Annotated in this window: 20 protein-coding genes; 4 read left to right on the forward strand and 16 right to left on the reverse strand. The window is 70.7% G+C overall.

Features of this window, described 5'->3' with window-relative positions; translation table 11 throughout:
- Positions 1 to 99: 99 nt before the first annotated feature.
- Complete coding sequence (gene aztD, locus ESP57_RS18065) at positions 100 to 1341, forward strand: zinc metallochaperone AztD (protein WP_129232452.1); 1242 nt, start codon at positions 100 to 102, stop codon at positions 1339 to 1341.
- A 436-nt stretch (positions 1342 to 1777) separates the two neighbouring features.
- Positions 1778 to 3079, forward strand: coding sequence for an HNH endonuclease signature motif containing protein (locus ESP57_RS18070; protein ID WP_165877515.1), 1302 nt, complete (start codon positions 1778 to 1780; stop codon positions 3077 to 3079).
- Between the two features lie 138 nt (positions 3080 to 3217).
- Here ESP57_RS18070 and ESP57_RS18075 read toward each other — a convergent pair whose 3' ends face one another.
- The 11 genes from ESP57_RS18075 to rsmI form a co-directional block, all read right to left on the reverse strand.
- A complete protein-coding gene (locus ESP57_RS18075; protein ID WP_129232454.1) occupies positions 3218 to 3877 on the reverse strand; it encodes a methionine ABC transporter permease in 660 nt (219 codons plus the stop codon).
- A complete protein-coding gene (locus ESP57_RS18080) occupies positions 3877 to 4905 on the reverse strand; it encodes a methionine ABC transporter ATP-binding protein (RefSeq protein ID WP_115961790.1) in 1029 nt (342 codons plus the stop codon). The genes ESP57_RS18075 and ESP57_RS18080 overlap by 1 nt, the downstream gene beginning before the upstream one ends.
- Positions 4906 to 5010: 105 nt before the next feature.
- Positions 5011 to 5922 carry a MetQ/NlpA family ABC transporter substrate-binding protein gene (locus tag ESP57_RS18085; protein ID WP_056014813.1) on the reverse strand — a complete coding sequence of 304 codons (912 nt, stop codon included), beginning with the start codon at positions 5920 to 5922 and terminating at the stop codon, positions 5011 to 5013.
- Between the two features lie 184 nt (positions 5923 to 6106).
- The gene (locus tag ESP57_RS18090; RefSeq protein WP_129232455.1) at positions 6107 to 7969 is read right to left on the reverse strand and encodes an ABC-F family ATP-binding cassette domain-containing protein; all 1863 of its coding nucleotides are present in this window, start codon (positions 7967 to 7969) and stop codon (positions 6107 to 6109) included.
- A gap of 62 nt (positions 7970 to 8031) precedes the next feature.
- Entirely contained in the window at positions 8032 to 8964 is a 933-nt protein-coding gene (locus ESP57_RS18095; RefSeq protein ID WP_129232456.1) for a 4-(cytidine 5'-diphospho)-2-C-methyl-D-erythritol kinase, read from the reverse strand.
- 9 nt (positions 8965 to 8973) lie between these two features.
- A complete protein-coding gene (locus ESP57_RS18100) occupies positions 8974 to 9534 on the reverse strand; it encodes a hypothetical protein (RefSeq protein ID WP_129232457.1) in 561 nt (186 codons plus the stop codon).
- A 21-nt stretch (positions 9535 to 9555) separates the two neighbouring features.
- A complete protein-coding gene (gene rsmA, locus ESP57_RS18105) occupies positions 9556 to 10428 on the reverse strand; it encodes a 16S rRNA (adenine(1518)-N(6)/adenine(1519)-N(6))-dimethyltransferase RsmA (protein WP_129232458.1) in 873 nt (290 codons plus the stop codon).
- Positions 10425 to 11363, reverse strand: coding sequence for a TatD family hydrolase (locus ESP57_RS18110; protein ID WP_129232459.1), 939 nt, complete (start codon positions 11361 to 11363; stop codon positions 10425 to 10427). The genes rsmA and ESP57_RS18110 overlap by 4 nt, the downstream gene beginning before the upstream one ends.
- Positions 11364 to 11385: 22 nt before the next feature.
- Positions 11386 to 12945 (reverse strand): methionine--tRNA ligase, encoded by a 1560-nt coding sequence (gene metG, locus ESP57_RS18115; protein WP_129232460.1) that lies wholly within the window; start codon positions 12943 to 12945, stop codon positions 11386 to 11388.
- 146 nt (positions 12946 to 13091) lie between these two features.
- On the reverse strand, positions 13092 to 14204 hold the full coding sequence (locus tag ESP57_RS18120) for an NADP-dependent oxidoreductase (RefSeq protein WP_129232461.1): 1113 nt from the start codon (positions 14202 to 14204) through the stop codon (positions 13092 to 13094).
- Between the two features lie 120 nt (positions 14205 to 14324).
- Positions 14325 to 15149, reverse strand: coding sequence for a 16S rRNA (cytidine(1402)-2'-O)-methyltransferase (rsmI, locus tag ESP57_RS18125; protein ID WP_056014825.1), 825 nt, complete (start codon positions 15147 to 15149; stop codon positions 14325 to 14327).
- A gap of 74 nt (positions 15150 to 15223) precedes the next feature.
- Here rsmI and ESP57_RS18130 point away from each other — a divergent pair, with 74 nt between their 5' ends.
- Positions 15224 to 16921: a dolichyl-phosphate-mannose--protein mannosyltransferase gene (locus ESP57_RS18130; RefSeq protein ID WP_129232462.1), complete on the forward strand. Its 1698-nt coding sequence runs from the start codon at positions 15224 to 15226 to the stop codon at positions 16919 to 16921.
- A gap of 31 nt (positions 16922 to 16952) precedes the next feature.
- On the opposite strand, the gene ESP57_RS18135 is transcribed toward ESP57_RS18130, so the two are convergent.
- Positions 16953 to 18089, reverse strand: coding sequence for an epoxide hydrolase family protein (locus tag ESP57_RS18135; RefSeq protein ID WP_129232463.1), 1137 nt, complete (start codon positions 18087 to 18089; stop codon positions 16953 to 16955).
- Between the two features lie 82 nt (positions 18090 to 18171).
- On the opposite strand from ESP57_RS18135, the gene ESP57_RS18140 reads away from it, so the two are divergent.
- Positions 18172 to 19152, forward strand: coding sequence for a YeiH family protein (locus ESP57_RS18140; protein ID WP_129232464.1), 981 nt, complete (start codon positions 18172 to 18174; stop codon positions 19150 to 19152).
- Positions 19153 to 19277: 125 nt separating this feature from the next.
- Here the strand turns inward: ESP57_RS18140 and ESP57_RS18145 are convergent, their stop codons facing one another.
- The 4 genes from ESP57_RS18145 to ESP57_RS18160 are packed head-to-tail and all read right to left on the reverse strand — an operon-like array spanning position 19278 to position 21947.
- Positions 19278 to 20243, reverse strand: a complete 966-nt coding sequence (locus ESP57_RS18145; protein ID WP_129232465.1) for an NAD(P)-dependent alcohol dehydrogenase — start codon at positions 20241 to 20243, stop codon at positions 19278 to 19280.
- A complete protein-coding gene (locus ESP57_RS18150) occupies positions 20240 to 21274 on the reverse strand; it encodes an NAD(P)-dependent alcohol dehydrogenase (RefSeq protein WP_129232466.1) in 1035 nt (344 codons plus the stop codon). The genes ESP57_RS18145 and ESP57_RS18150 overlap by 4 nt, the downstream gene beginning before the upstream one ends.
- Complete coding sequence (locus ESP57_RS18155; RefSeq protein WP_056014836.1) at positions 21271 to 21522, reverse strand: helix-turn-helix transcriptional regulator; 252 nt, start codon at positions 21520 to 21522, stop codon at positions 21271 to 21273. Before ESP57_RS18155 ends, ESP57_RS18150 begins: the two co-directional genes overlap by 4 nt.
- On the reverse strand, positions 21516 to 21947 hold the full coding sequence (locus ESP57_RS18160) for a hypothetical protein (RefSeq protein WP_129232467.1): 432 nt from the start codon (positions 21945 to 21947) through the stop codon (positions 21516 to 21518). The genes ESP57_RS18155 and ESP57_RS18160 overlap by 7 nt, the downstream gene beginning before the upstream one ends.
- Between the last annotated feature and the right edge of the window lie 180 nt (positions 21948 to 22127).

Below are 22127 nucleotides of genomic sequence, written 5' to 3' on the forward strand. Positions count from 1 at the left end.
GCCGCGCGGCGAGCGGGTCGACCGCCCGGATCGATTCGCTTGATTCGATGCGGTGTCAGCGTTGTTGATAATGATTTTCATTAACGATACGGTGACGTCGTGAACACACCGAACAGACGATCCCCTTTCCGATTCGCGGCCGTCGCGGCCCCGGTGCTGGCGCTCGCGTTGGCGGCCTGCGCGAGCCCTGCCGACGGCGATGGCGGCACCGCCGAGGCATCCGAAGCCCACTCGACCGAGGCCGAGGTGAGTGCGCCGCGCGTCGTCGTGAGCTATGACGGCGGCGTCCTCGTACTGGAGGGAGACTCGCTCGAGACCGTCGACGACGTGCCGCTCGACGGATTCCTCCGCCTGAACCCCGCCGGCGACGCACGCCACGTGATCGTGTCGACGGATGACTCGTTCCGCGTACTCGACACCGGGGTCACGATCGAGGAGCACGGCGACCACGCCCACTACTACGCCGAGTCGCCGGAGCTCACCGCGACCGAGTTCGCGGCTGAGCACCCGGGCCACGTCACGACGCACGCCGGCACGACCGCGCTCTTCGCCGACGGCACCGGGCGCGTGCAGCTCTTCGACCCGTCGACGCTCGAGGGCGGAGCACCCGAGCTGACCGAGTACGAGAGCCCTGACGCGCACCACGGCGTCGCGGTCGCGCTCGAGGGCGGCGCACTGCTCACGACGCTCGGCACGAGCGAGAGCCGCTCCGGCGCCGTCGTGCTCGACACCGACCGCGCCGAGCTCGCCCGCACGGAGGACTGCCCCGGCGTGCACGGCGAGACCGTCGCCGCCGACGAGGTCGTCGTGCTCGGCTGCGAGAACGGTGCGGTGCTCTACCGCGACGGTGCCTTCACCAAGATCGCCGCTCCCGACGCCTACGGCCGCATCGGGAACCAGGCGGGCTCCCCCGAGTCCCCGATCGTCCTGGGCGACTACAAGGTCGAGGCCGAGGCGGAACTCGAGCGCCCCGAGCGGGTGAGCCTCATCGACACCGAGACAGCGACCCTGCGTTTCGTCGAGCTCGGCACGAGCTACACGTTCCGCTCGCTGGCCCGGGGCCCGCACGGCGAGGCCCTCGTGCTCGGAACCGACGGGGCCATCCACGTCATCGACCCCGCGGCGGGGACCGTCTCGGCACGCTTCGACGTGATCGCCCCGTGGACCGAGCCGGTCGACTGGCAGGAGGCGCGGCCCTCGCTCGAGGTCCGCGGCCAGCGCGCGTACGTCACCGACCCCGCCACCTCGACGCTGCACGTCGTGGACCTCGAGTCCGGCGAGATCACTGCGAGCGTCGAGCTGCCGCACGTGCCGAACGAGCTGTCGACCGTCGGCGACTGAGCACAGCGGATGCCGCGGGCCCACGCGTGCCCGCGGCATCCGCTCGCCTGCATCCGGTTGCTGCACCCGGCCCAGCCCTGGCAGCGCAGCCCACCCACTGCCAGCCCACCCCAGCCCCGCCAGCCCAGCCCTGTCAGCCCAGCCCTGCCCTGCCCTGCCCTGGCAGCCCAGCCCAGCCCCGACAGCCCACCCCACCCCTGTCAGCCCAGCCCGCGTCACAAAGTTCTCCACAACCCTCGAACATACGTTCGATCGCTGATAGGATTGCGTCATGCAATTCGCACTCGGAAACACCAGCTCATCTGGTATTACGCCGAGCGAAAACGACGGGGATACCGACGGGGAGCGGTCGCCGTATGCGTTGGCGCAAGATGGCCTGGCCCAGCTCGTGAATGCGGCGGTGCAGGCGCAGCGCGTCGAAGCGATGAATGCGGCGATGCGAGTCGACGTGGTGTTCCTGACGGTGTCGTTCGCGCTCCGCGCCGAGCGGGCGTTCGTCTCCCCGAACCTCTCACCTGCACGGCGCCGAGAGCTTGCGCGCCGCAGCGTCACCGCCGAACTCGCGACCGCATTGCACGTCCCCGAGAGCACCATGCAGCGTCAGATCGACGATGCATGGGCGTTGTCGACGCAGCTTCCCGCCACGTTGTCGTCGCTCCGCGAGGGATCGCTCAGCATGCAGCATGCGCGGGTCATCGTCGAGGCCGTGACCGAGCTCGACGACGAGCCGCGCGTTCTGGCCGAACTCGACGAACAGCTCGCTCGATTCGCGTCCGATCACACGGCCGCCGCTGTTCGCCGCAAGGCGCGCTCGTTGCGCGAAGAACTGCAGGCGCAGTCGGTCGCCGATCGGCGCCGAGCAGCCCGCCAGAAGCGCCGCGTCGAAATCGAGCCCGCCCTCGATGGCATGGCCTGGCTGCATGCCCTGCTGCCGGCCGCCGACGCGCTCCTCATCAAAGACCGCCTCGATCGTGTCGCACGAGAGGCCGGCGAGTGCGCCGACGATGTGAGCCGTCTCGGTTCGGAGCCCGCCGGCGAACATGCCGTGCGGATCGTGGCCTCGACGAACGACCAGATCCGTGCCGACGCACTCCGCGATCTGCTGCTGTACGGCGGGCTCGGCGACGACTCCGCGTTCGCCGCCGCCTGCGGCCGCGTGCGGCCGAGCGTGCACGTCACCGTTCCGGTGCTGACACTCATGGGCTCCTCGACGGAGCCCGCGCTCCTCGACGGCTACGGCCCGATCGACCCCGAGGCTGCTCGCCGACTCGCAGCGGAGGCGCCCTCCTTTGTGCGACTGCTCTCCGATCCGGTGACGGGCACCGTGCTCGACGTCGATCGCACCAGCTATCGACCGCCGGCTGACTTGAAGCGGTGGCTGCAGGTGCGCGACGGCACGTGTCGGTTCCCGGGCTGCAATCGCAACGCAAGTCGCAGCGAACTCGACCACAGCATCGATTGGGCCGACGTCGGCCGAACGGCCTTCGACAATCTGGCGCACCTCTGCTCGCTCCACCATCACCTCAAGCACGAGACATCATGGTCGATGCGACATCTGGCCGGTGCCGTGCTCGAGTGGACCTCGCCGTCCGGCCGGGTGCATCGCACCCACCCTGCACGCACAATGTCGAGGATGTCGAGTCGAGCTGATGATGCTCGAGCCGCCGAGTCGCCGCCCGTGACGACCCCGCCCGATGCGGCAGCCCAACTCAGATTCGCCGAAGCTCCGCCGTTCTGACAGGCGAGTCGGTGATTGCGGTTGCGCCGTCCAGGCGACTCCACTGATCCAGGTGACTCGCCGCGTCAGGTGCTGCGCGCTGACTTCACTGACACTGCTGACGCCGCTGACGCCGCAATGCCAGTCACCTCCGCCTCGCTACCGGCGCATGACCTTGCGGGCCAGCCAGTTTCCGAGGAACTGCACGCCCTGCACGAACACGACGATGATGATGACGGCGGCCCACGTGATCGCCGGCTCGAACTGGCGGTAGCCGTAGACGAGCGCGAAGTTGCCGAGGCCGCCGCCGCCGATGAAGCCCGCCATCGCCGTCATGTCGACGATTGCGACGAGCACGAAGGTGTACCCGAGGATGAGCGGGCCGAGCGCCTCCGGGATGACGACCGTACGGAGGATCCGGAGCGGTCCGGCTCCCATCGCACGGGCCGCCTCGATCGCTCCGGGCGACACGGTGAGCAGGTTCTGCTCGACGATTCGGGCGATGGCGAACGAAGCCGCGATCGAGAGCGCGAAGATGAGCGCGTCGTTGCCGATGCCGGTGCCGATCACGAGCCGTGAGAGCGGCTGCACCGCGGCGATGAAGATGATGAACGGGATCGGCCGGAAGAAGTTGATGACGACGTTCACGATGTTGAACACTGCGCGATTCGAGAGCAGGCTCCCCGGTCGCGTCGTGTAGAGCACCGTGCCGAGCAGCAGTCCGCCGAGCCCGCCGATGAGGAGGGTGAGCGACGCCATGTAGAGGGTCTCGGCCGCGGCGACCCAGAACTCCGACCCGAGTTCGAAGAGGCGATCCATCACGGCACCTCCGTCACGTCGACGCGGGAGGATATCTCGGCGAGCACCGCGTCGACCGCGGCATCCGCACCCCTGATCGCGAGGGTGAGGTGGCCGAATGCCCGGCCCTGGATGTCGTTGATGCCGCCGTAGACGAGCTCGAACTCGATGCCGGCGGTCGCGAGCGCGACGAAGACCGCGGCCTGCGAGGCGTCGCCGTCGCGGAACGAGATCGTGACGATGCGGCCCTCGTGGCGTTCGCGCAGCACGGCGAGCTCAGCCGGCGAGGGGGTGCCCTTCACGACGGTGCCGACGAAGCGCTGCGACGACGGGTTCTGCGGGTTCGAGAACACGTCGAACACGTCCCCGTGCTCGATCACGCGTCCGCCGTCCATGACGGCGACCTTCGTGGCGATGGACTGGATGACGTCCATCTCGTGGGTGATGACGATGATAGTGACGCCGAACTCGCGGTTCACGCGTTTCAGCAGTTCGAGCACCTCTTGGGTGGTCTCGGGGTCGAGTGCGCTCGTCGCCTCGTCGGCGAGCAGCAGCCGCGGCGAGGTCGCGAGGGCGCGGGCGATGCCGACGCGCTGCTTCTGCCCGCCCGAGAGCTGGTCGGGGTAGTTCTTCGCCTTGCCGGCGAGGCCCACGAACTCGAGCAGTTCGGCGACGCGCGCCGAGATCTCGCTCTTCGACGCCCCTGCCACCTGCAGCGGGTACGCGATGTTCGCCCACACCGTCTTCGAGTTGAAGAGGTTGAACTGCTGGAAGATCATGCCGATGCCGAGCCGGATGCCGCGGAGCTCGCGTTCCGGCATGGTCGTGATCTCGCGGCCGTCGACCTCGATCGAGCCCGACGTCGCGGGTTCGAGCGCGTTCACGAGCCGCACGAGCGTGGACTTGCCGGCACCCGAATAGCCGATGATGCCGTACACGTCACCGGGTTCGATCTCGAGGCTCACGCCGTCGATCGCGACGACGGGCGGGGCGCCCTTCTCAGGTGCCGGGTACGTCTTGGTGACGTTGCGCAGGGCGACGAGCGCCATGGTGTTCTCCTCTGCGACGCAGAAATGTCGTGAACGCGAACGGGGCGGTGGGCACCAGTGCGGTGCTCACCGCCCGAACGGCGGGTACGGAACGCGCGAGCGCGATCAGCCCTTCGCGGCCTTGGTGTCGGCCTCGACCTTGGCGAGCGACTTCTCGAGGTCGGCGACCGGCGTCGTCACCGCGACCGCCGTGTTGCCGGACGCCTCCAGCAGGCCGGCCTGCACCTCGGGGTCGGTCTGGAAGATCTCGACGAGCTTCTTGTAGGTCGCGTTGTCCTTGTCTTCGGCACGGGTGGCGAAGATGTTGACGTACGGCAGCGCGTTCGGGTCGCTCGGGTCGTCCTGCGCGATCGCGTCCTCGAAGGTGAGGCCGGCGTCGGCGACGAAGTCGTTGTTGATGACGGCCGCGGCGAGGTCCGGCAGCGAGGTCGGCGTGAGCGAGGCCTCGAGGGCGGTGACCTTGACCTTCGATGCCGACTCGTCGACATCGGCGAGGTCGGAGAAGATCGTGCCGCCGCTCTTCAGCTCGATGAGGCCGGCCGACTGCAGCACGAGCAGCGCGCGTGCCTGGTTCGAGGCATCGTTCGGCACCGCCACGGTCTCGCCCTCGGGGATGGCCTTCACCGAGTCGTACTTCGTCGAGTAGAGCCCGAGCGGGTAGATCGCGGTGGCGCCGATGGGGGCGAGGTCTTCGCCGGCCGACACGTTGTAGTCGGCGAGATAGACGATGTGCTGGAACTGGTTCAGGTCGAGCTCGCCCTCGGTGGTGGCGGGATTCGGCTGGGCGTAGTCGGAGAAGTCGACCAGCTCGATCTCGATGCCCTCGTCGGCTGCGGCCTCTTCGAAGGCGGCCCACTGGGGGTCGGCCTTTCCGACGACGCCGATCTTGATGACGTCGTTCGCGTCGCCTTCGCCGGCGGCCGGAGCGGCGCAGGAGGCGAGGCCGAAGACGAGCGGCACTGCGGCGAGTGCGGCGATGAGCTTCGCCTGACGGGAGGACGGGTGCTGACGTGACATGTGGGTTCCCTTTCGCTGGAGCGCACGCGACCGGGTGCTGTTGGCGTGGAGCAGGCATGGCTCCGCCACTGCTGGTGAACGGTGGGGGCTTCGATGCCGCGATCGCGGGTGCAAGAACAACGCTAGGCGAAGATTCTTTGCTCACCCGACGCCTGGGTCACAGTCCGTCACAGCTTCTGCGACGTCAGGCCTCCAGCGACTCGGAAACTTCGAGCCAGCGGGTTTCGAGGTCGGCGACGGATGCCTCGAGCTCGCGCAGCGAGTCACCGAGCGCCGCCAGGCCGACGTAGTCGCCCTGGTCGTGCACCGCGAGCTTCTCGTGCGCCGCGGCGATCTGGACCGAGAGCTTCTCGAGCTTGCGGTCGATCGACGCCAGCTCCTTCTCGGCGTTGCGCCGGTCGGCGCCCGCGAGCGAACTCGCCGCTCCCCCGGCCGTCGCCTTCGCGGCCGCAGACGAGGTGGAGGCCGCGTGCGACGACGTCGACGTGCCGGCAGGCGCGTTGGCCGCGACATCCGCTGCCCTTCGCAGTTCGAGGTACTGCTCGACGCCACGCGGCAGGTCGCGCAGGTGCCCGTCGAGGATGGCGAACTGGCGGTCGGTGACGCGCTCGATGAGGTAGCGGTCGTGGGAGACGACGAGCAGCGTGCCGGGCCACGAGTCGAGCAGGTCCTCGATCGCCGCGAGCATGTCGGTGTCGAGGTCGTTCGTCGGCTCGTCGAGGATGAGCACGTTCGGCTCCTGCAGCAGGATGAGCAGGAGCTGCAGGCGCCGCTTCTGACCGCCCGAGAGGTTCTTCACCGGGGTGGACAGCTGTGCGGTCGTGAAGCCCAGGCGCTCGAGGAGCTGCCCGGGCGTCATCTCCTTGTCGCCGACCTGATAGCTCGATCGCTGCTCGGCGACGACCGCGGAGACTCTCGAATCCGCCCACTCGGTGAGCTCGTTCAGTTCCTGGCTGAGCGTCGCGATGCGCACGGTCTTGCCGCGCTTGACGCGGCCGGCCGTCGGCTCGACCGCGCCCGTCACGAGCCCGAGCAGCGTCGACTTGCCGGCGCCGTTGACGCCGAGGATGCCGGTGCGCTCGCCGGGCGCGATGCGCCATTCGACGTCGTTCAGCACCGTGCGGGTCGCCGGTTCGCCCGTGACGGGGTCGACCATCGGGAACTGCACCGACACGTCGATGAGGTCGACGACGTCCTTGCCGAGGCGCGAGACCGCGAGCCGGTCGAGCTCGACCTTGTTGCGGATGGGCGGCTCGTTCGCGATGAGCTCGTTCGCCGCGTCGATGCGGAACTTGGGCTTCGACGTGCGAGCGGGCGGGCCGCGGCGCAGCCACGCGAGCTCTTTGCGCATGAGGTTCTGGCGCTTCGCCTCGGATGCCGCGGCGGAGCGGTCGCGCTCGACGCGCTGCAGCACGTAGGCCGCGTAGCCGCCCTCGAAGGGCTCGACGATGCCGTCGTGCACCTCCCACGTCGCGGTGCAGACCTCGTCGAGGAACCAGCGGTCGTGGGTCACGACGACGAGGGCGCCGGAGTCGGCGGGCCAGCGGCGCTTCAGGTGTCCGGCGAGCCAGGCGATGCCCTCGACGTCGAGGTGGTTCGTGGGCTCGTCGAGGAAGACGACGTCCCAGTCGCCGACGAGGAGGGCGGCGAGTCCGACTCGGCGGCGCTGTCCGCCCGAGAGGCTCGCGATCTGCCCGTGCCACGGGACGTCGCTCAGGAGGCCCGCGATGACGTCGCGCACCTTGGCGTCGCCCGCCCACACGTGCTCCTCGATGCCGCCGACGACGAACTCGGCGACCGTCTTGCCCGGGTCGACCACGTCGGCCTGGTCGAGCGTGCCGATGCGGATGCCGCGGCGATGCGTGACCCGCCCGCCGTCGGCCGTGAGCCGGCCGTCGAGCAGCTTCAGGAGCGTGGACTTGCCGTCGCCGTTGCGGCCGACGACGCCGATGCGGTCGCCCTCGTCGATGCCGAGGGTCACCTCGTCGAAGACGACGCGCGTCGGGAATTCGAGGTGCAGGCGCTCGGCGCCCAGGAGATGTGCCATGTCCCCCTGAGTTTACGTGCAGCGGGCTCGCTCGCAGCGACGCGGGCCCGCCTTGCAGCTGCTCAGCCCGAGATGATGCGCGCCCCGTGCACGGCCCCGTGCACGTGCACGGCGTGCAGGCGTGCGGCCGAGAGGGCGACCTGCAGTTCGAGCGCGGAGTCGGTGTCATCGACCAGGAACGCGATGGTCGGGCCCGACCCCGAGACGAGGCCGGCGAGCGCCCCATGCGCGGCCCCGAGATCGAGGATGCCGCCGAGTCCGGGAGCGAGGCTCAGCGCCGCCGGCTGGAGGTCGTTGTGCAGCGACTCCGCGAGGCGTCGGGCGTCGCCCGCACGCAGCGCCTGCAACACCGCCGCGTCGACCACCGGCGCCGTGCCGTCGTGCACGAGGCCGAGCCGGGACTCGCGCTGCCGGTCGAGCTCCTGGTAGACGGCGGGAGTCGACAGGCCGAACTCCGCGACCGCGAGCACCCAGTGGAACGAACCGGTCGCGAGCGCGGGGCTCAGCTGATCGCCGCGCCCCGTGCCGATGGCCGTGCCGCCGGAGAGGGCGAACGGCACGTCGGCGCCGAGCTTGGCCGCGAGGGCGTGCAGTTCCTCCTTCGCGAGTGCGGTGCCCCAGAGCGCGTCGCAGGCCACGAGGGTCGCCGCGGCATCGGCGGATCCGCCGCCCATGCCACCGGCGATCGGCACGTGCTTCTCGATCTCGAGGTGCACGCCGCCCGGTACTCCCGCCGTGCGCGCGAGGAGCTTCGCGGCCTTGATGGCGAGGTTCGAGCGATCGGTCGGCAGGCCCGAGGTGTCGACGGTGCCGCCGAACGAGACGCTGAACTCGTCGTCGGGCCAGGCGCGCACGTCTTCGTAGAGCGAGACGGCCTGATAGGCGGTGGCGACGTCGTGGTAGCCGTCGGCCTGCACCGCGCCGACCCGCATGAAGAGGTTGATCTTTCCGGGTGCCCGAACGTGCACTGCCTCGTCGGTCGCCGCGATCGTCATGACTCCACGCTAACCGACCGCTTCCACGGCCACCGCGCCGAGCCATCCGCGCAGGGTCTCCTTGGCCTCGGCGAGGTCGTCGCCGTTCGGCATGCGACCGCGCACGAGGCCGATGGAGGTCTTGCCCGCGCCGCGGGCCGACGCCGAGGCGAGCAGGAACTCCCCGCTGTCGAGTGGGAAGCGAGCGGTCGGGTACTTCGCCGCGAGGTTCAGGGCGAGCGGTTCGACGCCCGTCTGCGCGGTCACCACGGCGGCGAGGGCGCGCAGCGCCGGCTCGACGTCGCCCGCGATCGTGCGCGTGACGCTCACCTCGAAGGTGCCGTCCTGACGCTGTCCGGGCAGGCGGATGCCCCGCGCCTGCTCGTACCCGACGGTGATGCCCTGCGCCCACCACGGGTCGACGCCCTGATCTCGGGCGAGCCAGTTGGCGATCGCCTGGTGCTTCCAGCCGGCCGCGCCGGCGGCGTCGAGCAGTGCGAACCAGTCGTCCCGCGACCTGCCCGTCGCGCTGACGACGGCGTCGTCGCCGACGTTGTCGGCCGATGCCCCCACCGATCGTTGCGTGCCCACGGCACCCACGCTAGCGCGAGATCAGACCGCGCGGGCGATGCGGAGGAAGTCGGCCACGGTGAGTTGTTCGCCGCGCTCCTGCGGGTCGACACCCGCGGCCTCGAGCACGGCGCTCGCCTGTGCTGATCCGCCCCCGAGCACCGACGAGAGCGACTGTCGCAGCATCTTGCGCCGCTGCTGGAACGCCGCGTCGACGAGGGCGAAGGTGGCGATGCGCTCGGCCTCGGTGCCCGGGGCGTCCGCTCGCTCGAAGCCGACGAGCACCGAGTCGACGTTCGGGACCGGCCAGAAGACCATCCGCGAGACCTGGCCCGCCGTGCGCCAGTTGCCGTACCAGGCCGCCTTGACGCTCGGCGCGCCGTAGACCTTCGAGCCGGGGTCGGCGGCGAGCCGGTAGCCGACCTCGGCCTGCACCATGACGATGCCCGACTGCAGGGAGTCGAAGTGCTCGAGCAGGTGCAGCAGCACCGGCACCGAGATGTTGTAGGGGAGGTTCGCGACGAGCCGCACCGGTTCGCCGGGCAGCTCGGTCACGCGCAACGCGTCTTCGGTCACCACAGTGAGTGGGGTGCCCGGCTGCATGATGCCGGCGGTGTGCGGCAACTGGGCGGCGAGGCGCTTGTCGATCTCGACGGCGATGACGGATGCCCCGGTCTCGAGCAGCCCGAGCGTCAGCGAGCCGAGACCCGGTCCGATCTCGAGCACCGTCTCGCCCGGCTGCACGCCGGCGGTCTGCACGATACGGCGTACGGTGTTCGCGTCGTGCACGAAGTTCTGGCCGAGCTTCTTCGTCGGCGTGACGTCGAGGAGCTCGGCGAGGTCGCGGATCTCGGCGGGCCCGAGCAGCCTGGGGACCGTCTCGGCGCCCTCAGCCGCATGTCGATGCGCGTTCACGCCCCTGCGTCCGCTTCTGCTGGCCCGATCACGGGCTCATCTTGCCACGAGCCGTACACCGCGACCGTGTTCGCCGCGAGCTGTTCGCAGAACTCGTCGAGGTCGGCACCGAGCACCTCGGCCATGAAACGCACCGTGTGCGGCACGAGGTAGGGCGCGTTCGGGCGGCCGCGGAGCGGAACGGGCGTGAGGTACGGGGCATCCGTCTCGACGAGGATGCGGTCGCTCGGCGCGACCCGAAGCGCCTCGCGGAGGTTCTCGGCGTTCTTGAACGTGACGTTGCCGGCGAACGAGAGGTACCAGCCCTCGTCGGCGGCGAGCCTCGCGAGCTCCTCGCCGCCCGAGAAGCAGTGGAACACGGTGCGCTCGGGTGCACCGACCCGGCGGAGGGTCGACACGACCTCGTCGTGCGCGTCGCGGTCGTGGATCTGCAGCGCGAGCCCGTGCCGCTTCGCGATGTCGATGTGGGCCTCGAACGAACGGAACTGCGCGCCCCGACCGTCTTCACCCGTGCGGAAGAAATCGAGCCCGGTCTCGCCGATCGCACGCACGCGCGGGCGCGCCGCGAGCTCGTCGATCACGGCGAGGGCGTCGTCGAGCCCGGTGCCCGACACCCCAGCAGATGCCTCGAGCTCGGGCGCCTCGTTCGGGTGCAGGGCCACCGCCGCGAGCAGCCGCGGCTCGCGCGCCGCGACCTCGGCCGACCAGATGCTCGTCGCGACATCCGTGCCGACCTGCACGGCCCCGGCGATGCCGACGGATGCCGCGCGCTCGAGGTGCTCGTGCACGTCGAGGGGCAGCGCGCCGTCGGCGATCTCGAGGTGCGTGTGGTTGTCGTACACGGCCACGCGGAGCGGCTCGGGCGCCGGCGGGTACTCGACGGCACGGCCACCGTCGGAGCGGGTGCGGAGGTGTGCGGGCGACGGATCGCTCACGCCGCTGCTGCTCCGAGCTCGATCATTCGGCCACCTCGACGCGCGGGAAGAGCCCTTCGAGCGCCGTGACCTGCGTGCCGGTCGTCCAGGAGTCGGCCTGGTCGATGCGCTGCTCCTGCACGGTGCCGGGGGCGCCGAGCGCGGTCCAGAGCTTGGCCGTCGCGACGGGCAGCACCGGCGAGAGCAGCACGGCGAGCGTGCCGAGGCCGTGGTACGCCGTGGCGAGCACGGTCTCGAGGCGGTCGCGCTGCTCGGGGTCCTTCGCGAGGCTCCACGGCTCCTCGATCGTGAGGTAGCCGTTGAGGGCGTCGACGAGCTCCCAGGCGGCGCCGATGGCCTCGTGGATCGCGAGGCGGCCGATCGCCTCCCACGAGGCATCCGTCGCCCGTCGCTCGACGCTCGCGATCTCGATGTCGGCGGCCGTCAGGGTGCCGGCGGCGGGCACCGCGCCGTCGCAGTAGCGGTTGATCATCGCGACCACGCGCGAGGCGAGGTTGCCGAAGCCGTTCGCGAGCTCGGCCTGGTAGCGCGCCGCCAGATCTTCCCACGAGAACGAGCCGTCTTGGCCGAACGCGATCGCGCGCAGGAAGTAGTAGCGGAACGCGTCGGAGCCGAAGGTCTCGGTGATCTGCTCGGGCGCGATGCCGGTGAGCTTCGACTTCGACATCTTCTCGCCGCCGACGAGCAGCCAGCCGTGACCGAAGACGCCCTTCGGCACCTCGAGACCCGCCGCCATGAGCATGGCCGGCCAGATCACGGCGTGGAAGCGCAGGATGTCCTTGCCGATGAGGTGCTGGGCCGGCCAGCGGCGCGCGAACTCCTCGTCGTCCTGCCCGTAGCCGACGGCGGTGATGTAGTTCAGGAGCGCGTCGAACCAGACGTAGACGACGTGCGACTCGTCCCACGGCACCTTCACGCCCCAGTCGAACGTCGAACGCGAGATCGAGAGGTCGGCGAGGCCCGACTTCACGAACGAGACGGCCTCGTTGCGCGCCGATTCGGGCTGCACGAAGTCGGGGCGCTCCTCGTAGAGCGCGAGCAGCTTGTCGGCGAACGCCGACATGCGGAAGAAGTAGTTCTTCTCGTGCAGCAGCTCGACGGGCTTCGAGTGGATCGCGCAGACTTGCTGGCCCTCGTACTCCCCCGTGCCCGGCACGAGGTCGGACGGCTGCTTGTACTCCTCGCAGCCGACGCAGTAGTAACCCTCGTACTCGCCCGTGTAGATGTGGCCGTCGTCGTAGAGCTTCTGCAGGAACTTCTGCACGTTCGCCTCGTGGCGGGCGTCGGTCGTGCGGATGAAGTCGTCGTTGGCGATGTCGACGGTCGCGAGCAGCGGCTTCCACGCCTCGTCGACGAGCTTGTCGGCCCACTGCTTCGGCGTCACGCCATTGGCGGTCGCGGTGCGCAGGATCTTCTGGCCGTGCTCGTCGGTGCCCGTGAGCATCCAGGTGTCGTCGCCCGCCTGGCGGTGCCAGCGCGCGAGCACGTCGGCAGCGACCTCGGTGTAGGCGTGCCCGATGTGGGGCACGTCATTCACGTAGAAAATGGGCGTGGTGATATAGAACGAGGAGCCGTCGGCCATTCCCCAATCCTACGGGCGAGCGGATGTCCCGGCGTCCCGGTTACGCCGACGCCGGCGCACGCTGCAGCTTCAAGGTCGGAGTCAGGGGCGAGCGGACGTGCCGGAGTCCCGGTTACGCCGACGCCGGCGGACGCTCCAGTTGCAAGTCACTGCTGAGCGGATGTCCCGGCGTTCCGGTCGCGCCGACGGCGGCGGACGCTGCCGTCGAGGATCGCCGGGGGCACCGCCTCCTCCACCTCCATGTGCTCGTGCGGGGTCGGCACGCCGAGCGTCACGTCCTGTTCCTTGATCGCGGGCTCCTGCACCTTCTGGCCGGGATAGCCGACGATCCGCATGCCGAGCACGATCTTCCCGGGCGCCTCGCGCCGGTCGAGCGCGCGGTAGGCGTCGGCGACGGACTCGAGCGGGAAGATGTCGGCGATCGGCAGCCGCGCCCGGCGGGCCGCGACGAGGGCGGCGACACGGCCGAGCGCCACGACGTCGCCGGCGTAGAGCTTGACGGCCTCCTCATCCTCCACGGCGTCCCAGTCGAGCACCGTGAGGATCCGCGAGGGCGGCACCCCGAGGGCGATCGCCGCATCGGTCTCGCCGCCGAGGAAGTCGAGGAAGCCGGTGACGGGCCCCGGGGCGACCGGCCGCACGCGCTCGGCGAGGTCGGGTCCGTAGGCCACGGGCAGCACCCCGAACTGCCGCAGGAAGTCGAATCGCGTCTCGACGCTCGTGCCGATCACGGTGGCGCCACGCATGCGGGCGAACTGGGCGGCGAGGCATCCGACGCCGCCGGCCGCAGCGGTGATGACGACCGTGTCGGACGGCGTCAGCGCCAGCCCCTCGACCGCCGTCCACGCGGTCGTGCCCGCGACGTAGAGCGAGCCGGCGACCTCCCAGGCGAGCTCGGGCGGCTTCGTCAGCAGCTGCGCCTCGGGCACGACGACGTGGGTCGCGTGCGCGCCCCGATCGACGAAGCCCATGACCTCGTCGCCGTGCGAGAACGAGGAGACGCCGGGTCCGGTCGCGGCGACGACCCCCGCGAGATCGCGGCCCTGCACCGATGGGAAGCTGACGGGCCAGCGTTCGGGATGGTCTCCTCGACGGATCGCGCTCTCGACCGGGTTCAGCCCCGTCGCGAACACCGCGACGAGCACTTCGCCCTCGCCGGGGATGGGCATCGGCTGTTCGACGACCTCGAGCACCTCTGGTCCGCCGTGCTCGGAGAATCGGACGACGTGAGCCAGGTCGTGGGTCGGGTCGTGAGTCATCTCGCACCTCCACCGCTCTACGGGTACTGCCATTCTCCGCCTGCCCGGCGGAATCCGACAGGGCTGGACACGGTGCGCCCGCGACCGCTAGGCGGGCGTGCCCGGCGACTCGCCGGCGTGTCAGCCGCGTTTGCGCGCCTGCAGCGCCGCCTCGTAGAGGTCTCGCGTGCTCAGGCCGCTCTCCGCGGCGACGAGCGCCGCCGCGTCCTTCAACCGGGTACCGGATGCCGCGAGCTCGAGCACCCGCGCGAGCGCGTTCTCGGGGTTCGCCTCCTGTTCGCCCGCTCCCCCGACGACGATCACGATCTCGCCGCGCACCCCGCCCTCGGCCCAGGTCGCGAGTTCGCCGAGCGGGCCGCGGCGCACCTCCTCGTACATCTTGGTGAGCTCGCGGCAGACCGCTGCGGGCCGGTCGGCTCCGAACGCCTCGGCGAGGGCGGCGAGGCTCGCGGCGAGCCGCGACGGGCCCTCGAAGAACAGCAGGGTGCGGCGGTCGCCGGCGAGCTCGGCGAGGCGACGGGCGCGCTCCCCCGCCTTGCGCGGAAGGAAGCCCTCGAATGCGAAGCGGTCGGTCGGCAGGCCCGACACGGCGAGCGCGGTGATCACGGCCGACGGGCCGGGCAGGACGGTGACCTCGACGCCTGCGTCGGCCGCCGCCGCCACGAGCGGGAATCCGGGATCGGACACGGTCGGCATGCCGGCGTCGCTCAGCACGAGCAGGTCGGTGTCACGCGCGAGTTCGACGAGCTCCGCCGCCTTCTGCCGTTCGTTGTGCTCGTGCAGCGCGATGAGCCTCGGGCGGTTCTCGATGCCGAGGCCGGCGAGCAGCCGCTGGGTCACCCGCGTGTCTTCGGAGGCGATGACGGTCGCCGAGGCCAGCGCCTCGCGAAGACGGGTTGAAGCGTCGCCGAGATTGCCGATGGGCGTCGCCGCGAGGATGATCATGGTCTCAAGCATGACACCAGCCCGCACCAGTCGTCTGGCCGGGCCTGTCCGCCCGACTCGTTTAGGGTTGGCGCATGGGAGTGGAGCCGGGCGCCGCCGAGACACGCGAGGAACGGAGCGCCGAGGCATCCGCTCACGTCGACGCGGAGGCGCACGACGACGTGGACCCGCACGACGACGTGGACGCTCACGACGCGCCGGTCGAGGCACGGCGGGGCAGCCGCCTCGACGACTGGTGGGCCAGGGTGCTGTCGACGCCCCGCCGCCGGCTGCTCTGGTACTGGGGCGGTCCGATCGTGGTCACCCTCATCGCGGCGGTGCTGCGGTTCTGGAACCTCGGCCACCCGCCCGCGATCGTCTTCGACGAGACGTACTACGTCAAGGACGCGTGGACCCTGCTGCAGAACGGCTACGAGTCGAGCTGGCCCGAGGACGCGGACGCCGAGTTCGCGGCCGGCGACACCGGCATCTTCAACGATGCCGCCTCGTACGTGGTGCATCCGCCGCTCGGCAAGTGGATGATCTCGCTCGGCATGGCCGCCTTCGGCGCCGGCGACCCCTTCTGGTGGCGCGCGTCGACGGCGCTCGCGGGCACGATCGCGGTCTTCCTGATATCGGTCATCGCTCGCCGCCTCTTCGCCTCGACGATCCTCGCGGTCATCGGCGGGCTGCTGTTCGCAGTCGACGGCAACGCGATCGTGATGTCGCGCGTCGCCCTGCTCGACAACTGGGTGATGCTCTTCGCGCTCCTCGGGTTCTGGTTCGTGCTGCTCGACCGCGAACCGTCGGCCCGTCTCCTGCGGGAGCGGCTCGACGCCGCTCGCGGCTGGGGGCTCGAGCCGCACTACGGGCCGGCGATCTGGGCCCGGCCGTGGGTGGTGGCCGCCGGGGTCGCGTTCGGTGCCGCGAGCGCCGTGAAGTGGTCGGGGCTCTGGTTCCTCGCCGCGTTCGGCATCTACCTCGTCATCGTCGACGCCCTCGCGCGCCGACGCGCAGGAGTGCCGTTCTGGTTGTCGGCGTCGATCCTGAAGCAGGGGCCGGTGACGTTCCTGCTCCTCGTGCCCGTGGCTGCCGTCGTCTACCTCGCGTCGTGGACGGGGTGGCTCGTCACCGACGGCGGCTACTACCGGCACTGGGCCGAAGAGGCGGGCAACGCCGCGACCGGCATGTTCTCGTGGGTTCCGCTCTCACTGCAGAGCCTCTGGCACTACCACGAGGCCGCCTACGGCTACCACGTCGGCGTGCACAGCCCGCACCCGTGGCAGTCGAATCCGCTCACGTGGCTCTTCATGATCCGCCCCACGAACATGTACTTCGCCTCGACCGAGGACGGATCGGGAGGCTGCGGCGCCGACACCTGCTGGTCGTCGATCATCGGAGTCGGCAACCCGCTCATCTGGTGGGCGGCCGCAGCGGCGTGCTTCTACCTCGTCTACCGGCTCGTGCGCTACCGCGAGTGGCAGGTGGGCCTCATCCTCGTCGGGCTCGCCGCCGGGTACCTGCCGTGGCTCGGCTACCTGAACCGCACGGTCTTCCAGTTCTACTCGATCGCCTTCGAGCCGTTCATGGTGCTCGCGCTCGTCTTCGTGATCGGGCTCGTGCTCGGCCGCCGCGACGACCCGTACTGGCGCCGCGAACGCGGCATCGCCATCGTGGTGATCTACCTCGCGTTCGTGCTCGCCGTCTCGGCCTTCTTCTTCCCGATCTGGTCGGGCATGCCGGTCGTACCCACGTTCCGGCAGCTGCACTTCTGGCTGCCGAGCTGGGGCTGATGCGTCGGACGGGCCCGCGGGCACGCCGGCCTCACCCGCGGAGCGGCCGGAAGAACTCCCGCATGGCGGCGGCGACGAGCTCGGGAGACTGCTTGACCGTGAAGTGCCCACCGCTCGGCAGCTGCTGCCAGGCGCGGATGTCCCGGTAGGTGCGCGCGGCGTAGCTCTGCGGGAACCCGTGTTCGCGGTACTGCACGGCGACGCCCACCGGCACCTCGACGAGCGGCATCTGCGCGGTGTCGAACCGGTCGTCGTAGTACGCGCGGAACGAGGTGCCGATGCTCTGCGTCGCCCAGTAGAGGGTGGCCGTCGTGAGCACGTCGTCATCGCTCCACGCAGCCCGGTACGCCTTGTCGCCGCCGCTCCACGTGCGGAACTTCTCGACGAGCCAGGCGGCGAGGCCGGTCGGCGAATCGTTCAGCGCCGCGGCGAGGGTGTCGGGCTTCGTCGACTGCAGCTCGCTGTACGCGGACTCCCCGAGCCACTTCGCATCGAGGGCGGCACGGAACCCGATCTCCTCCTCGGTGAGGTCGTCGCGTCGCTCGGCAGAAGGGAACGCGGCGTGGGTCGCGAAGAGGCCGAGCACCGACTCGGGGTGCAGTGCCGCCGTCCAGTCGCTGATCCACGTGCCGACGTCTTCGCCGTAGCTCGCATACCGCTCGTACCCGAGCACGTCGTGCATGAGCGCATGCCACCGCTCGGCGATCTCGTCGGCGACGAAGTGCGCCTCGCCCGGCGGATCCGAGAAGCCGAAACCGGGCAGTGACGGGATGACCACGTCGAACGTGTCTTCCGGTCGGCCGCCATGACGCACCGGGTCGACGAGGTGCGGCACGATCGGCAGCATCTCGGCGAACGTGTACGGCCAGCCGTGGCTGAGGATGATCGGCACGGGCGCGGGATCCCGTCGCTCCGCACGGATCCACGCGAAGTGCACTCGGCCTCCGCCGACGTCCGCCGTGAACTGCGGCACGGTGTTCAGCCGGCGTTCGATCGACCGCCAGTCGAACTCGCCGCCCCAATAGGCGAGCAGGCGCTCGAGCTCGGCGGGATCGGTGCCCGCCGACCACGGGGCTCCCGGCGTCGGCAACGGCAGTCGGCGCTGCGCGATGCGACGACGCAGGTCGACGAGCACGTCGTCTTCGATGTCGACCGTGAACTGCTCCATGGGGCGACGCTACCGCCCGCCACCGACGGGCGACCGCCGGCGTCGGCGTCGGCGTCGGCGTCGAGTCGGCTAGCGTTGTGAGGTGCGTCGTTTGCTGCCGGGACTCGTCGTCGCGGCATCCGCGGCCCTCATCGCCTGGCTCGCGCACCTGGCGTTCCCCGCCGTGCCGCTGCTGACGGCCTCGGTCGCGCTCGGCATCGTCGTCGGTCAGATCCCGGCCCTCCGCCCTGCGCTCGGCGGATCCCTGGCGCCGGGCATGCGGGTCGCCTCCCGTCGGCTGCTCCGGGTCGGCATCGTGCTGCTCGGCCTCAAGCTCAGCCTCGTCGACATCGCATCGCTCGGCTGGGTCACGATCGCGACGACCGTCGCGGTCGTCGTGCTGACGTTCGTCGGCACCATCGGCCTCGGCCGGGCGCTCGGGCTGCCCGGTCACCAGCCGCTGCTCGTGGCGAGCGGCTTCTCGATCTGCGGCGCATCGGCGATCGGCGCGATGGGCGCCGCGGTGCGCGCCCGCGACGAGGAGCAGGCAGTGCCGGTCGCCCTCGTGACGCTGTGCGGCACGCTCGCGATCGCGGTGCTGCCGGCGCTGTGGCATCCGCTCGGCCTCTCGAACGTGCAGTTCGGCCACTGGGTCGGCGCGGGCGTGCACGACGTCGGCCAGGTCGTCGCGACGGCGCAGATCGCCGGCACGGCCGCCCTCGCGGTCGCCGTCGTCGTCAAGCTCACCCGCGTGCTCATGCTCGCCCCGATGGTCGCGATCACCGCCGCCGTCGAGCGGCGACGGGCGGTCGACGTCGAGGGGCCCCGCCCGGCGATCGTGCCGCTCTTCGTCGCCGGGTTCCTTGTCGCCGTGCTGTTGAACACGTTCGTGCCGCTGCCCGAGTGGGTGCTGACGGGTGCCGACACCCTGCAGACCGCAGCGCTGGCGATGGCCCTCTTCGCGCTCGGCGCCTCGATCCGACTCGGCGAACTCGCGAGCACCGGATGGCGCGCCCTCGTCGTCGGCCTCACCTCGTGGGTGCTCGTCGCGGGCCTCGCCTACGGCGCGGTGCTGCTCGGCTGACCGGTGCTGCGCGGTACTACTCGGCCGACGGGTGCCGCGCGGCGCTGCTCGGCTGACGGTGCCACGCGGTGCTACTCGGCTGACCGGTGCCGCGCGGCGCTGCTCGGCTGACGGTGCCGCGCGGATCACACCGCGATGACGACCTTGCCGCGCACCTCGCCCGACTCGAGCATGGCGACCGCCTCGGCCGCCTTCTCGAGCGGGAACACGCGGTCGACGACCGGGCGCACCTCGCCGGCGTCGATGCGGCGGGCGAGTTCGGCGAGGTCGTCACCGCTGCGCGCGGCCGCGAGCGGGCGGAGCCGCTGCGAGACGAACGGCGAGATGACGGATGCCGCGGCCATCCGCCGCATCGGCCCGAGCACCGTGCCGCCGCGGCCGGACGACAGCACGAGCGTGCCCCGCGGCGTGAGCGAGCGACGCACGCGACCGAGCGGGCGGTCGGCGACGAGGTCGAAGACGACGTCGTAGCGGCCCAGGTTCGCGGTGAAGTCCTCGGTCGAGTAGTCGATCACGTGGTCGGCGCCGAGCGCACGCACGTGCTCGGCCTTGGCGCCGCGGGAGACCCCGGTCACCTCCGCGCCCCGACCCTTGGCGAGCTGCACGGCGAATCCGCCGACGCCGCCCGAGGCGCCGTTGACGAGCACGTGCTGCCCGGCCCCGACGCCTGCGAGGCGCAGGCCCTGCATCGCCGTCGTGCCCGAGACGACGACGGCTGCCGCGTGGATCGCGTCGACCGAGGTCGGCCGAGCGGCGACGAAGCGCTCGGGCACCGCGACGAACTCGGCGAAGCCGCCCTGGTCGGACTCCGCGAAGACGGCGTCCCCGACCGCGAACCGCGTGACGGCATGGCCGACCGCCACGACCTCGCCCGCGACATCCCGGCCGATGATCGGCCGCTTCGGCCGCCGCAGTCCGTAGGCGAGTCGCACCGCTCGCGGCTCGCCGCGCATGAGCAGCACGTCGCCCATGCTGACGGCGACGGCCATGACGCGGATGAGCACCTCGTCGGCCGCGGGCTCGGGCGCGGCGACCTCGGCGAGCGCGAGCTCGTCGGGACCGCCGTACCGATGCTGCACGATCGCCCTCACGATGCCGCCTTCGCGGATGGCGATGCTGCCGGCGACGCGACCCGCGGTGCAGCGGGCGACACGGCGACCACGACGCTGCCGACCTTGTGCCCGGTGTCGACCCGGCGGTGCGCCTCGGCCATGCGGTCAAAGGCGACGACGCGGTCGATGACCGGCACGATCTCGCCCGATTCGATGAGTTCGACGAGCAGGGCGAGATCCGCCGCCTTGAGCCGGATGTCGCGGAGCCCCGTGAAGGCGATCGCCGCCCGCCGCCCGCGGCTGAACCACCTCGTGAGCGGCCACTGCATCATGATCGCGGCCGACGGCACCGTCGTGAGGTAGATGCCGTGCGGCGCGAGCGCGCGGCGGGCGGCGCCGAAGGAGCGCTTGCCGACCGCGTCGAAGATCACGTCGTAGGCTCCGCGCGCCTCGGTGAAGTCCTCGTGCGCATAGTCGATGACGCGGTCGGCCCCGAGCGAGGTGACGAGCGGGGCGTTCGCTGCGCTGCACACGCCGACGACGGTCGCCCCGAAGTGCTTGGCCAGCTGCACCGTCGCCGACCCGACGGTGCCCGATGCCCCGTTGACGAGCACGACCTGACCCGGCGCCACGGCCGCCAGATCGCGGAGGAAGGGCAGCGCGGTGAGGAATCCGTCGACCGTCGCGACGGCCTCGGCGGCGCCGAGCCGGGCGGGGATGTGCACGATCGGCGCGTCCTCGGCGATGCACACGAGTTCGGCGTGCGCGCCCATCGCGGGTGCCAGGGTGCCGAAGACCCGATCGCCGGTCGCGAAGCTGGTCACGCCATCGCCGACGCGTTCGACGACGCCGGCGAAGTCGGAGCCGAGCACGGGGTGCTTCGGCTTCGCGAGCCCGAAGAAGAGGCGGGCGAAGCGCGGGGTGCCGCTGCGCCCGGCGCTGTCGGAGGGGCCGACGGTGGTCGCCTCGACCCGTACGAGCACCTCGTTCGTGCCGATCTCCGGATCGACGGCCTCCTGCAGATGCAGCACCTCGGGCGGACCGTACCGTTCGTAGACGGCGATTCTCATGATGCCGACTCCTCCGAGCCCGTTGCCATGTCGTGATCGGGGTACTGGAAGACGTCGTCGAGCGGCACCCCGAAGATCCGCGCGAGCTGGAAGGCCATCTCGAGCGAGGGCGAATAGCGCCCCTGCTCGATGGCGATGACCGTCTGGCGGGTGACCCCGAGGCGCTTCGCGAGCTCGGCCTGTGTCATCTCGCCGGCGCGGAACCGCAGGGAGCGGATCTCGTTCGTCACCTTCGTGGGCTTCACCATGCCGGCACCCCCCTGCGGTAGGCGACGATCTTCGTGATGGTCGAGACGACGGCGGAGAGCACGAAGCAGAGGTAGACGGTGTTCGCGATCCAGAAGCCGTCGGCGTCGAGCATCGCGAGCACGAGTGCGCCGAGGGCGCCGATCACGACGAACGAGCTGCCGACCCGCTCTCCGAGCCGGTCGATCTCCTTGTCGCGGATGTCGCCGCGCGTCCTCTCGCTCGGCGAGAGGATCTCGACGAGGATGCGCCCGATGATCGAGGCGACGATCGCGCCCCCGATCACCCAGAGCATCGTCGGCACGTAGTCGATCTCGTGGGCGGGCGTGCCGCCGAGCAACTGCGGCAGCACGAGCGAGAGGTACACCGTGCTCCCCACGACGGCGACCACGAGGTAGACCCAGGTGCCCTTCTCCTCGTACGACATGCGTCCTCCTCGGAATGTCAGAAATGTTTGACATGCCAAATGTAGAGAATATTCGACATCATGTCAAGGATTATTGACACGGCTGCGCGATGCGCCGTCGAGATGTCGCGACGGGGCTCGTCTCGTCGACCACGCGGCCACCTCGGCACGACGATCGAGACGGGCGTGCGCCGGTGCTAT

This window comes from Agromyces fucosus (genome assembly GCF_004134865.1).
Taxonomy (GTDB): domain Bacteria; phylum Actinomycetota; class Actinomycetes; order Actinomycetales; family Microbacteriaceae; genus Agromyces; species Agromyces fucosus.